General features: G+C 72.8%; 9 protein-coding genes. 6 read left to right on the forward strand and 3 right to left on the reverse strand.

Going from position 1 to position 13061, the window contains the following annotated elements; translation table 11 throughout:
- Positions 1-48: 48 nt before the first annotated feature.
- From NQZ70_RS42085 to argF, 3 genes are all read left to right on the forward strand, one after another.
- Positions 49-1275, forward strand: a complete 1227-nt coding sequence (locus tag NQZ70_RS42085; RefSeq protein ID WP_129579253.1) for an RtcB family protein — start codon at positions 49-51, stop codon at positions 1273-1275.
- A 49-nt stretch (positions 1276-1324) separates the two neighbouring features.
- On the forward strand, positions 1325-2344 hold the full coding sequence (rtcA, locus tag NQZ70_RS42090; RefSeq protein WP_129579254.1) for an RNA 3'-terminal phosphate cyclase: 1020 nt from the start codon (positions 1325-1327) through the stop codon (positions 2342-2344).
- A 164-nt stretch (positions 2345-2508) separates the two neighbouring features.
- Positions 2509-3444: an ornithine carbamoyltransferase gene (gene argF / locus NQZ70_RS42095; RefSeq protein WP_129579255.1), complete on the forward strand. Its 936-nt coding sequence runs from the start codon at positions 2509-2511 to the stop codon at positions 3442-3444.
- A gap of 187 nt (positions 3445-3631) precedes the next feature.
- On the opposite strand, the gene NQZ70_RS42100 is transcribed toward argF, so the two are convergent.
- Positions 3632-3760: a hypothetical protein gene (locus tag NQZ70_RS42100; protein WP_257792746.1), complete on the reverse strand. Its 129-nt coding sequence runs from the start codon at positions 3758-3760 to the stop codon at positions 3632-3634.
- 285 nt (positions 3761-4045) lie between these two features.
- On the opposite strand from NQZ70_RS42100, the gene NQZ70_RS42105 reads away from it, so the two are divergent.
- On the forward strand, positions 4046-5191 hold the full coding sequence (locus NQZ70_RS42105; protein WP_165374436.1) for a BON domain-containing protein: 1146 nt from the start codon (positions 4046-4048) through the stop codon (positions 5189-5191).
- A gap of 55 nt (positions 5192-5246) precedes the next feature.
- Here NQZ70_RS42105 and NQZ70_RS42110 read toward each other — a convergent pair whose 3' ends face one another.
- Positions 5247-7727: a PAS domain-containing protein gene (locus NQZ70_RS42110; RefSeq protein ID WP_237244547.1), complete on the reverse strand. Its 2481-nt coding sequence runs from the start codon at positions 7725-7727 to the stop codon at positions 5247-5249.
- A gap of 272 nt (positions 7728-7999) precedes the next feature.
- Between NQZ70_RS42110 and NQZ70_RS42115 the strand changes: the two genes are divergently transcribed.
- Entirely contained in the window at positions 8000-8560 is a 561-nt protein-coding gene (locus NQZ70_RS42115; RefSeq protein WP_129579258.1) for a hypothetical protein, read from the forward strand.
- 21 nt (positions 8561-8581) lie between these two features.
- Here NQZ70_RS42115 and NQZ70_RS42120 read toward each other — a convergent pair whose 3' ends face one another.
- The gene (locus NQZ70_RS42120; RefSeq protein ID WP_272826706.1) at positions 8582-10315 is read right to left on the reverse strand and encodes an MYXO-CTERM sorting domain-containing protein; all 1734 of its coding nucleotides are present in this window, start codon (positions 10313-10315) and stop codon (positions 8582-8584) included.
- A gap of 354 nt (positions 10316-10669) precedes the next feature.
- Here NQZ70_RS42120 and NQZ70_RS42125 point away from each other — a divergent pair, with 354 nt between their 5' ends.
- Positions 10670-12997: an AAA family ATPase gene (locus tag NQZ70_RS42125; RefSeq protein WP_129579260.1), complete on the forward strand. Its 2328-nt coding sequence runs from the start codon at positions 10670-10672 to the stop codon at positions 12995-12997.
- Positions 12998-13061: the final 64 nt, after the last annotated feature.

A 13061-nucleotide genomic window follows, 5' to 3' on the forward strand; every position in this document is an offset into this window, starting at 1 on the left:
CCCCGGGGCGCGCGCCGGACGGCTCGCCCCCTTCCCGGAGATCTTGCCATGGAGCGAAGCTACAACGTCATCCCCACGGACTCGGGCGTGCCCATCAAGGCGTGGACGGTCGGCGTGCCGTTCGAGCCCGCCGCCGAGGCGCAGCTCAAGAACATCGCCGCGCTGCCGTTCATCCACAAGTGGATCGCCGTGATGCCCGACGCCCACCAGGGCATCGGCGCGACGGTGGGGAGCGTCGTCGCGACGCACGGCGCGGTCATCCCGGCGGCCGTCGGCGTCGACATCGGCTGCGGGATGATGGCGGCGCGCACGAGCCTCCGCGCGTCGGACCTGCCGGACTCGCTGCGCGGGCTCCGGACCGCCATCGAGGGGGCGGTGCCGCACGGCCGCACCGACAACGGCGGGAAGAACGACCGCGGCGCGTGGCGCTCGCCCCCGCCGGCCCAGCTCGAGGCGTGGGCCGCGCTCGAGCCGCGGTACCGGCAGATCGTCGAGAAGCACCCGCGCCTCGGGCGCGGCTCGGCCATCGAGCACCTCGGCACGCTCGGGACCGGCAACCACTTCATCGAGCTCTGCCTCGACGAGGACGACCGCGTCTGGGTGATGCTGCACAGCGGGTCGCGCGGGGTCGGCAACCGCGTCGGGAGCTACTTCATCGAGCTCGCCAAGCAGGAGATGAGGCGCTTCTTCGTGAACCTGCCCGACGCGAACCTCGCCTACCTGCCGGAGGGGACGAGGCATTACCACGACTACATGCAGGCGGTGTCGTGGGCGCAGGACTTCGCGGCCGTGAACCGGGAGCTGATGATGGCGCAGGTGGTGGGCGCGCTCCGCGCGTCGGGCGAGCTGCCGCCCTTCGACGCGGCCGTCGAGGCGGTGAACTGCCACCACAACTACGTGGCGCGCGAGCACCACTACGGAAAGGACGTCCTCGTGACGCGCAAGGGCGCCGTGCGCGCGCGGGCGGGCGATCTCGGGATCATCCCGGGCAGCATGGGCGCGCGCTCGTTCATCGTCCGCGGGCTCGGCAACCCGGAGAGCTTCTGCAGCTCGAGCCACGGCGCGGGCCGCGTGATGTCGCGGACCGAGGCGCGCCGCCGCGTCACCGTCGCCGAGCACGAGGCCGCGACCGCCGGCGTCGAGTGCCGCAAGGACGAGGCCGTGATCGACGAGACGCCGGCCGCGTATAAGCCGATCGACGACGTGATGCGGGCGCAGCGGGACCTCGTCGAGATCGTCCACACGCTGCGGCAGGTCGTGTGCGTGAAGGGGTGAGCCGCGGCCCGGGGTCGTGGTATCGCTCGTCCAGGGAGAGTCGACTGCCATGCTGACCATCGATGGATCCGTCGGAGAGGGAGGCGGCCAGATCCTCCGCACGACGCTCTGCCTCTCGCTGATCACGCAGACGCCTGTCCGGATCACCTCGATCCGCAAGGGCCGCGCGCGCCCGGGGCTGATGCGGCAGCACCTCACCTCGGTGCAGGCCGCCGCGCAGGTCGGCCGCGCCGAGGTGTCGGGCGCCGCGCTCGGCTCGCAGGAGATCGTCTTCCGGCCGACGGCGATCGTGCCCGGCGAGCACACGTTCCGCGTCGGCAGCGCGGGGAGCACGACGCTCGTGCTGCAGACCGTCCTGCCGGCGCTGCTCCGCGCGCCCGCGCCGTCGACGCTCACGCTCGAGGGCGGCACGCACAACCCCATGGCGCCGCCGTTCGATTTCCTGGACCTCGCCTACCTGCCGCTCGTGCGGCGGATGGGGCCGGACGTCACCGCCACGCTGGTGACGCCCGGCTTCTATCCGGCGGGCGGCGGGCTCGCCCGCGTCTCGATCGCGCCCTCGCCCGCGCTCGCGCCGCTCGAGCTGCTCTCGCGCGGGGAGATCCGCGGCCGGAGGGCGGTGGCGACGGTGTCGAACCTCCCGAGCTCCGTCGCGATGCGCGAGCTCGACGCGGCGGCGGCGGTGCTCGGCTGGGAGCCGGCCTGCTTCAAGCCGAGCGTGCTGACGGGCGGGCACGGCCCGGGCAACGTGATCGCGATCGCCGTCGAGAGCGAGCACGTGACCGAGGTGTTCACCGGGTTCGGCGAGAAGGGCGTGCGCGCGGAGTCGGTCGCCACGAAGGCCGCCGAGGAGGCGCGCGATTACCTCGCGGCCGGCGTGCCGGTGGGCGAGCACCTGGCCGATCAGCTGCTCTTGCCCATCGCGCTCGCGGGGCGCGGCGCCTTCCGGACCGTCCGCCCGTCGTCGCACACGACGACCCACCTCGGGCTGCTGCGAGATCTCCTCGGGATCCGCGCGTCGGTGGAGCAGATCTCCGAGCATGGGTGGCATATCGAAATCGGGCGTTGAGCGCCGGGCGGCTCGACAGACGACATCGGTCGCCGCGCCCGAGCGCGATTGACGGCGGCGTCCCGGTCGTGCCACATCACGGCGGGCGCGCGGCGCGCTCGTCGCGGGCTCCTCCGCGGCGGGAGGGCGCGCGCCCGGACGGCAGCGACGCGGAAGGCGAGACGATGGCGAAGCGCGACTACCTCAAGATCACGGACATGACCCTGGCCGAAGCGCACCGCGTGCTCAGGCTCGCCGCGCGCCTGAAGGAGGAGCCGAAGGGGCGGCGCGCGACGCTGCTCGCCGGCAGGTCGATCGCGGTCGTGCTGGAGAAGGCGAGCACGCGCACGCGCGTGTCGTTCGAGGTCGGGATCGCGCAGCTCGGCGCCCAGCCGGTCGTGCTGAGCACCCAGGGCAGCCAGCTCGCGCGCGGCGAGCCGATCCGCGACACGGCCCGCGTGCTCGCCCGGTACTGCGACGCGATCGCGTTCCGCACCTCGTCGACCGCGCGCCTGCTCGAGATGGCGGAGGCGAGCGTGCCGGTGATCAACGCGCTCTCGGACGACGGGCACCCGGTGCAGGTGCTCAGCGACATCTTCACGATCGAGGAGGCGCTCGCGGCGGGCGGGGACAGGAGCGGTATCGCCGGCCGGCGCATCGCGTTCCTCGGCGACTGCTCGAGCAACATGGCGCGCTCGTGGCTCGAGGCGGCGCCGCTCTTCGACTTCCACCTCGTGCTCGCCGGGCCCGAGGGGTACATGCCGCCCGCGGACGAGGTCGCGCGGGCGCGGGCGACAGGCCACGTCACCCTCGTGAACGACCCGCGCGAGGGCGCGACGGGGGCGGACGTGGTGAACACGGACGTGTGGGCGAGCATGGGCCAGGAGGGCGAGGCGGAGCGGCGCCGCGCCGCGTTCGCCGGCTGGACCGTGGACGCGGGGGTGATGGGCAAGGCCGCGCCGCACGCGATCGTGCTCCACTGCCTGCCGGCGCACCGGGGCGAGGAGATCGACGACGAGACGCTGGAAGGGCCGCGCTCGCGCGTGTGGGACCAGGCCGAGAACCGGCTGCACGTGCAGAAGGCGCTGATGCTCTGGCTGCTCGGCGTCGAGCTGGCCTGAGGCTCGGACCAGGCGGGAATCAGACCGCCCTCAGACGGTGCCTCAGACGAAGAGAGCACCGGAATGCAATCTAGACCTCCCCCTCTCGATCATGATCGGGGCGCCGGCGCAATAAGCAGTCAGGAACAGCCCTAGATTCGACGCACGCGACAGGCGAGCTCGTGCGCAGCCCCTCCGACGCGGCGCTTTAACGCGCTGCTGCGATCGACGCGCTGCTGCGATCGACGCGCTGCCCCCAGCCGGGCGGCGTGCGCGGAATGATCTGCTCGATCGATGGTTCGATGGTGCACGCGGTGAGTTCGTTCGTGGTGAACACGCCGCCGGACTCTGGTGGGCAATCTCGCAGCGGCCATGTGGTCTCACCCGATACCGCACGATGTACCCGCGATGGGCGATCTCATCTGTGCTTGAGACCACATCGCTCGTTTCGGGATCGCCCCGGGGAACAACGAAGGGTTCTCCCCGATTGCGACTCGGGCCGGTGCGCTCCACTGTGGTGGTCCACGCGATGAGCTGTGCCAGGGTCGCTGTGAGCAGCGTCGCGACGCGTGGTCGAGCCACATTTGACGTTGTTTCACAACGCAACGAAGGAGTTAGCGCCATGCGAAATCGATTCGACAGGGACATGGATTACGGCCGAGACGAGCGCGGCTGGGACGAGCGCTACGGACAGGGCAGCGGGAGCTGGGACGAGCGCCAGGCACAAGGCAGCAGGTGGGACGAGCGCCAGGGGCAGGGCGGAGGCTGGGACGAGCGCTACGGCCATCCCCGGGGCAGCTTCCCGGAGCGCAGCTGGTCGCGTGACGAGCACCGCACCTCGGGCTACGACCAGGACCGCGACTACGGGCGCGCGATGCAGCGCGGCTATGGCGGCGAGCACACCTACGACCAGGGCCGCTTCTCCAGTCGCGACCGCGGCTTCGACCGCGACTACAACAGGAGCTTCGGCGGCGGGTACGGCCGCGACTACCGCGGCGAGTATAGCCGCGGCTCCGGCGGCGACTACAACAGGAGCTTCGGCGGCGGGGCTGGCCGCGACTACCGCGGCGAGCACGAGGGCAGCTTCGGCGGCGACTACAATCGCAGCTTCGGCGGCGACTACAACCGCGGCGTCGGCGGCGATTACAACCGCAGCTTCGGCGGCGGCTATGGCCGCGACTACCGCGGCGAGCACGAGGGCAGCTTCGGCGGCGGGTACGGCCGCGACTACCGCGGCGACTACAACCGCAGCTTCGGCGGCCCCTACGGCCGCGACGAGAGCCGCGGCTGGGGCCGCGACCAGGACCACGAGTACGGCCAGGACTTCGTTCGCACGGTCCGCGACGCGGGCCGCTCCGCGATGCAGAACGTCAGCGGCGCGCTGAGCAACATCGGAGAGCGCGTGCGCAGCGCCCTCGGCCGCGGGCCCAAGGGCTACAAGCGGTCCGACGAGCGCATCCGCGAGGACGTCTGCGAGCTGCTCTCGGATCGCGACGATATCGATGTCAGCGAGGTCACCGTCCGTGTGCAGAACAACGAGGTCACGCTGGAGGGCACGGTGAGCGAGCGCCACCACAGGCGCCTCATCGAGCAGATCGCCGAGAACGTCCGCGGCGTGGAGGACGTGCACAACCAGATCCGCGTCAAGCGGGCCACCGAGACGACGACCGCGACGACCGCGACGACCGGCATGGCCGGCTCGACGGCCTCGACGGGCGCGCAGCAGAGCGCGTCTCGCCCCATGGCGAACGACGTCGCCCATCGCTGACCCCGCCCGGCAGCCGCGACGGCAGGGCCAGCGCGGGGCGCAGGGCCTCGCCGGCTCACGGCCGGCCGGCGAGCTCCGCGACCACCTTCACCAGGCCGGCGGGGTCGATCGGCTTCGCGACGTGCTTCTGGAAGCCGGCCGAGAGCGCCCTCCTCTGGTCCTCGATCCGCGCATAGGCGGTCAGGGCCACCGCGGGGATCCCCCGGATCTCGTCCCGGCCCGCCGCGCGCACCTGCTGTATCAGCGTGTAGCCGCTCTCCCCCGGCATGCCGATGTCGCTCACCAGCACATCGGGCCTCAGCCGCTCCAGGACGCCCATGGCCTCGCCCATCGAGCCCGCCGTGGTGACCTGCGCGCCCGCCCCCTCCAGCAGGAACGCGATCATCTCGCGGGCGTCCGGCTCGTCGTCGACGAGGAGGACGTGGAGGCCGGAGAGCGCCGCCCGCTCCCCCTCCTCGAGCGCGACGCGCCACGGCGCGGGCGGCGGCTCCTCGCGCGCGCTGGAGGGCGCCGCGTTCAGGGGGAGCGTCACCGTGAACGTGGCGCCGCGGCCCTCGCCCTGGCTCTCCGCTTCCACCGTGCCCCCGTGCAGCTCGACGAGGTGACGGACGATGGCGAGCCCCAGGCCGAGGCCGCCGTGCGCCCTCGTCGGCGAGGAGTCGCCCTGGCGAAAGCGGTCGAAGACGTACGGCAGGAACGACCCGGCGATGCCCTTGCCGTTGTCGGTGACCGCAATCACGACCTGCTGCGCGTCGCTCCGGCCCACCCGGACCGTCACCCGACCTCGCTTCGGGGTGAACTTGACCGCGTTGGAGAGCAGATTCCACATGACCTGCTGGAGGCGATCCGGGTCGCCGCTCATCGCGCCGGGCGCGTCGTCGAGCTCGACGCAGATCTCGATGTCCTTCGCCCTCGCCGTGGGCGTGAGGGTGTCCACGGCGGCCTCGACGACGGCCGCGAGATCGACCGCGACCGTGTTCAGCCGCAGCTTGCCGGTGATGATCCGGGAGACCGTGAGGATGTCATCGACGATCTGCGCCTGCGCGTGGGCGTTCCGCTCGATCGCCGCCATGCCTTGCTTGACGCGGTCCGGGCCGAGCTCCCGCTCCTTGATCAGCCGCGCCCAGCCCAGGATCGCGGTGAGCGGCGTCCGCAGCTCGTGCGAGACCGTCGCGAGGAACTCGTCCTTCATGCGGTTCGCGTCCTCGGCCCGGAGGCGATCCTCCTCCGACTGGGCGAGCGCCTGCTGCTCGCGGCGGAGCAGGTCCGCGCGCTCTCGCTCGAGCTGCTTCAGCTCGGTGATGTCGACGACGGCGCCCGTCAAGAACAGCGGGGAGCCGCCCCGATCGCTGATGAGCCGTCCGCGGTCGTGGACCCACCGGATCGCCCCGTCGGGGCGGACGACGCGATGGATGATGTCGTAGACGTGCTGCTCCCGGAGGGCCCGCCCGTGCGCCGCGACCACCGCGTCGCGGTCCTCCGGGTGCACGCGGCTCAGCCAGTCGTCCATCGGCTGCGTCGTCTCGCGCTCTTCCAGGCCGAGGATGCGGTTCAGGCTCGCGTCCCTCGTATCGAAGAGGGTCGTGAGGTCGATCCTCCACGTGCCCACGTCCGCCGCCCACGTGGCGAGCCGGAGCCGCTCCTCTCGATCCTGGAGCGCGCTCTCGATCCGGAACCGCTCGCTCAGGTCGACCGTCAACCCGACCATGCGGATCGCCTCGCCGCGCGCGTCGCGGAGCACGGACCCGCGATCGAACACGTGGGCGACGGAGCCGTCGCCGCGGTAGATGCGGTATTGGTCCGACCAGCTGTCGCCGCTGCCGCGGAGGAGCTCCTCGAAGCCGCGCGCCACGCGATCGCGATCCTCGGGCAGCAGGCGGCCGAACCACCAGGCGCCCGTGGGCGCCGTCTGCTCGGGAGCGTAGCGGAAGACCTCATGAAACGTCTCGTTGCGCTCGACCTGGTCCGTCCGGAGATCCCAGTCCCAGATCGGGTCCTTGACCGCTCGCGCGAGGAGGCGATAGCGCTCGCGCTGTATGTCCACCTCCACGCGCGCGTCGAGCTCGCCCGCGGCGGCCTCGCCAGCCCCCTCGCCCGCCGCGCCCCGGGCCGCGGGCGAGGGCACGGGATGCGCCTGCCCGCCCGCGCTGGCGAGCGCCACCGCGGCCTGATCGGCGAGCGCCGCGAGCACCCAGGCATCCTCGTCCGAGGCCTGGCGGAAGCGCTCGACCGCGAGCACGCCAGAGACGCGGTCGCGGAGGATCAAGGGGGCGGCGACGACATGGGCCGAGCCGTGCAACGCGCGCGTGACCCCCTCGTCGAAGCTCGGCAGCGGGCGGCCGCGGAGCTCGGCGAACAGCGCCGGGTCGAGCCCCAGCGAGGACCGGACGACCGGCCGCTCCTCGTCGTCGTTCAGGATCAACACGGCCCTGCCGGCGCCGCTCAGCTGCCGCGCCGCCGAGAGGACGGTCTCCTGGATCTCGCGCGCGGAGCGCGCCACCGCGAGCGCGCGGCCGACCTCGGTCAGCACACGCACTTGCGACCGAGGTCTGCTCTCGAGATCGATCACGGAGGAACGGGCCTCGGCCGGATAATACGGGAACTCTCGCCAATGGTGGATGTGCATCCCTGACCGGACCAGCCGGGCACGCTCGGCGCACGGCGCAGCCACGGCAGAGCGCGAGCAGGCGGTATACCTCTTGTGAAACTGTAATAGGAGCGTGCGGACATGCGCGCCAGCCGGGCCGAGGACAACCGCGCGCACAAAACTTGGCCCAAGATCCGGATTCCTGCGCAAACGCACGCTGCGTGGAATTCCGCGACATACCGCCGGAGCTCCTCCTGGCCGTGGCCGGCGCGGCGCTCTTCTTCGGGCTGGTCCAGACGCTCCGGCTCGCGTGGCGGAGCGCCCGGCAGCGGCGCCGGCTCGAGCGCTGCCGGGAGCAGGGCGCCGCGGGGGAGGCGCGCGCCGAGGCGCTCCTCCGCGAGCTCGGGTACACCATCGTTGGCCGGCAGGTCGCGGTCTCCTATGGAGTCCAGATCGACGGCGAGCCGATCACCGTCGGGCTCCGCGCCGACTACCTCGTGGCGCACGGCCAGAGGCGGTATGTCGCCGAGGTGAAGACAGGCCGGCTCGCGCCGCGCATCGATACGCCCGCGACGCGGCGGCAGCTGCTCGAGTACCGGCTCGCGTTCGACGTCGACGGCGTGCTCCTGGTCGACGCGGAGTCCCGGCGGGTGCGGTCGGTGGTGTTCCCGCTGCCCGCCGGCGCCGCGGGGCGCGAGCCCCCCGGCGCGCGCCTCGCGTGGTTCCTGGCGGCGGTCGTGGCGGGCCTCGTCGCCGCGATGGCGGCGCGCGCCGCCTGGTGACGGGGGCGCGCCGCGCGGCCTCTACAGCGCGGCGCGCGAACGGCGCCGGCGGCCGGCGAGGAGCAGGAGGCCGAGGCCGAGGAGGCCGACCCGGGCCGGCGAGCCCTCGGACGTCGCGCCCGCGCGGCAGGCGCAGGACGAGTCGGGCTTGGGAACGAAGCCGCCGTCCCCGCCGCCCGCGCCCGCGCCAGCGCCGGCGCCGGAGGTCAGATCCGGCGGCTCGTCCAGGAACAGGCCGCCTCCGTCCTGGCCCCCGCTCGAGGCCGTGACGCCGCCGTTGACCGGCGGATCGCCGCAGAACCCGCGGGCGCACGGCGCGTTGCCGGGGCAGACGACGCCCGCGCACGCGTCGGTGCAGCTCCCGCCGATGCAGAGCTGCCCTTCAGCGCAGGTCACGCCCTCGCAGCCGGAGTCGACGCAGCGGCCGTCCGCCGCGCACGTCTTGCCGGCGGGGCAGGTGCGGCAGCCGCAGTTCGACTGGCAGATGCCGCGCTCGCAGACCGCGCCGTCCTCGCACTCGATCTGGGCGCAGAGATCCACGCACCGCCCGAGCTGGCACTCCTGGTTCGCCGGGCAGATGACGCCGTCGCACCCGCCCACGCAGGTGCCGCCGACACAGACCTGGCCGCCCTCGCACGCCACGCCCACGCACGCCTGCTCCACGCAGAGGCCCTCCTCGCAGACGAAGCCCTGGTCGCAGACGACCTCGCCGCGGCCGCAGTACGGCACGCACGAGCCGCGGTTGCACACGAGGCCGTCCGAGCAGAGCCCCTCGCCGTTGTCGACCTCGCCGTCGCAGTCGTTGTCGATGTTGTCGCAGCGCTCGCTCTGCTCGCCGGGCTCGAGGACCCTCAGGCACTCGGTCTCGCCCTCGGTCGCGCACCCCGTCCTGCCCACGGCGCACGCGCCCTGCAGCCCCGTGTCGCAGATCTGGCCGCCGCCCTGGCAGGTCACTCCCGTGATGTAATAGACGAAGTCGTTGAAGTCGCCGTCGTTCTCGTACCCGCCCTGGCTCCCCTTCCAGCTCGTCGGGGTCACGGGCAGGTCCTCGAAGGCGACATAGAACGCGTCGGGCGTGGCGGTCGACGTGTAGATCAGCGTCGTCACCCACGGCTCGTTCGGCGTGCAGCTCGTGCAGACCGTGTTCAGCTCGCGCTGCGAGAACTTCGTCTGCGTGCAGTAGGTGCCGGCCTTGCCGATGAGCGCGAAGCCGACCAGACCGCCCTGGTACCGCGGGTCGTTGCGGATGTCGGCCGCCGAGAACTGGGTCGGCGTCCAATCGTGCTGCCCCGCCTGGGTCGTCATCATCGTGGCCAGCGGGCAGAAGTCGTTGTCCTCGCACCGGAACGCCACGGACGTGTCCGCGGGGATCAGCTCGTAGATCTGGTTGTCCGGCGGGCGCGTGCCGCTCGCCGTCGCGTTGTACCAGCCGAACGCGACCTTGCACCCGCCCCCGCGCAGCACCAGCTCTCCCGTGAACCCGCAGAGCGGCGAGAAGACGCCCGGCTCCGTGCTCGCGTCCGCCACGGGATCGATGTCCTCCCCCCGGTACATGAAGAGCCCGTCGAGCGTGACGGCGTTCTCCGGGAACCCGCGGCCCCGCACGAGGCCGAGCTCGGCCTCCCTGACCGGCGTGGGGAGCCTCGTGCCGTCCAGCTGCTCCACCGCGGCGCTCGCGGGTACAGCCCCCGCGAGCGGCGCGAGCGAGAGGGACAAAGAGAGCGCGGCTCGAACCGCGCGTCGGCGAGATACCATGAGATAAGGCTTTTGCGGCATGTGCGTCACTGTACACCCCCTCGTGAGCGCTGGGGGTAGATGATTCCATAGCTCCGCACCATCGGAATGTTGCAGCCCAGTTGATCCCGCATCGTCGCGCGCGCCTGTTTTGACGCATGCTGTCACTACGGTGCACGCAGTCGAGCTGGCTGTCAGGCGTGTTTCGGCGGCCTCGCCTGGCCTGGAAGGCAACAGCCATCTTGACGCCATCCCGCGGCGCGGCGGGGGGGAGTTGCGGCGGAGCGCGGACAGCGTCGTCTCGGCGTCTCGCCGGCGCGGGGGCGGGGTGTGGTAGGCTGGCGAGCTCCGGCTGCGCCTGAGCGTTGCCGCCATATGACCAAGAAATCGCTCCGCGTCTATCTCATCGCCCACCACGACGGCCGCTTCACCGCCATCCTCCTGCGCACGTGGGCATTCGTCTTCGATCGGCCGGCGCCGTCCGCTTATGGCGCCTCCGAGGAGGACGTGCTGCGCAAGCTCGAGGTGGAGCTGCACGCGCGGGTGGCGACGGGCGAGGACGATCTCGATCGCTATCTGTGGGACGAGCCGTTCGAGGTGCGCACGCTCGGCGTCGACGTTCACCCGCAGACCACCGTCAAGCGCGCGGCCGTCGTCGGCCGGCGCCGCATCCCGCTGCGGCTCACCTACCTCGCGAGCAAGCTCGCCGAGGGCGGATATCGGGTGATGCTCCCGCGCTTCGGCTGGTCCGTGGTCCTGGAGGATCTCTCGATTGCGCCCGACGTGCTCCGCCAGCTCGTCACGAGCGCGCTGCTCGGCGAGTCGCCGCGGTCGCTCTTCGAGTTCCGCCGCGAGGGAGACGAGACCGTGCGCCCCTGGTCGCCGCGCCTGCCATCGCGCGCCGAGGGCTCCAGCCGGCGCGCGGCGGACGAGCGCCCCACGCTGCGCGCGGTCGCCGAGGATCTGGTCGAGAAGGCCGCGCGCCAGCGGCTCCCGCTCGCCGTGGGCGACTCGGACGAGCTGGAGCGGGCGCTCCCGGGGCTCGACGCCGCGAAGGGCGCGCCGCTGCCGTCGATCCTGCTGGTGGGCGGCCCGGGGGTCGGCAAGACGACCTGGGTTTACCGGCTGGCGCGGCGGTTCGCGGCGTGGCGCAGGGACAAGGCGCGCGCGCGGTCGCCGGGCCTGTTCAGCACCTCGGCCGACCGGCTGCTCGCCGGGATGACGTATCTCGGCATGTGGCAGGCGCGGTGTCTGAAGCTCGTGGACGAGCTGTCGCACGAAGGGGATCTCCTGCACGTCGGCGCGCTCTTGCCGCTGCTCCGCCCGCAGCCGGACGGCGCGTCGATCGGCGACGTGCTCCTGCCGGCGCTCCGGGGCGGCGAGGTGAGCCTCATCGCGGAGTGCACCGAGCCGGAGCTCGAGGCGTGCCAGCGCCGCGCGGCCTCGCTCGTCGCGTGCTTCCAGGTCGTCCGGCTGCGCGAGCCCGATCCGGCCGCGGTGCCGGCGCTGCTCGCGGAGTACGAGGCGCGGAAGGACGCGCGCGTCCGGCTGCACCCGGCGGGCAAGAAGCGGCTGGTCCAGCACCTCGCGATGTTCCGGCGCGACGTGCTCTTCCCCGGCAAGGCGTTCCGCTTCTTCGACTGGCTCACGCAGGAGGCCGGCGCGCGGGCGGGCGCGGAGGCGCGGGCGGGCGCGGACGCTGGCCGCGTGCTCTACCCGCGGGACGTGTCCGAGGCCTACGCGCGCCACTCGGGGCTGCCGATCGAGCTCATCGCCGACGAGATCCCCGCGAGCGCCGAGGCCATCGCGCGCGGGCTCAAGGGGCGCGTGATCGGGCAGGACGAGGCGTGCGACACCGCGGCGCGGGTGCTCGCGCGCTTCAAGGCGGGCATGAACGACCCCGAGCGCCCGTGCGGCACGCTGCTCTTCGTCGGCCCGACGGGCGTGGGCAAGACGGAGCTCGCGAAGGAGCTCACGCGGTCGATGTTCGGCGACGAGGGGCGGATGATCCGGCTCGACATGAGCGAGTACCGGCTCCCCGGCTCGTCGGCGCGGCTGCTCGAGGCGGGGCCGGGCGCGACGACGCTCGCGCAGCGCGTGCGGCAGGAGCCGCTGTCGCTCGTGCTCCTCGACGAGATCGAGAAGGCCCACCGCGAGGTGTTCGACCTCTTGCTCGGGATCCTGGGCGAGGGCCGGCTGACGGACGAGGACGGGCGCCACGTCGATTTCCGGATGGCGCTCATCGTGATGACCTCGAACCTCGGCGTCGCCGATCGGCCGCCGGTCGGCTTCGGCGACGCCGAGCGCGGCGCGCCGGCGGCGGCGGGCCCGCGGCGCGCCGCGCCGGCGAGCGTGCGCGAGCACTTCCGGCCGGAGCTCGTGAACCGCATCGACCACGTGGTGCAGTTCCGGAATCTCGGGCGGGACAGCGTGCTCAGGATCGTGGATCTCGAGCTGGCCAAGGCCGAGGCGCGCACCGGGCTCGTGCGGCGCAACCTGAGGCTCCGCGTCCTGCCCGAGGCGCGGGCCTGGCTGGCCGACGCGGGGTTCGATCCGAGGCGCGGGGCGCGGCCGCTCAAGCGGGTGATCGAGGAGCGGGTGATCACGCCGATCGCGGCGCGCATGGCGGAAGATCCGGGGTGCAGGGACCGGGAGATCGTGGTCGAGGGCGGGACGGCCGGGCTCGCGCTGCGGTTCACGTAGCGCGGAGCTTCGGGGCGCGGCTGCGACGGGGCGGGCGCGGCGCTCGCCGAGCGGCCGCCGCCCC

Origin of the sequence: Sorangium sp. So ce836, from assembly GCF_028553905.1 — a bacterium.
GTDB lineage: Bacteria > Myxococcota_A > Polyangia > Polyangiales > Polyangiaceae > Sorangium > Sorangium cellulosum_D.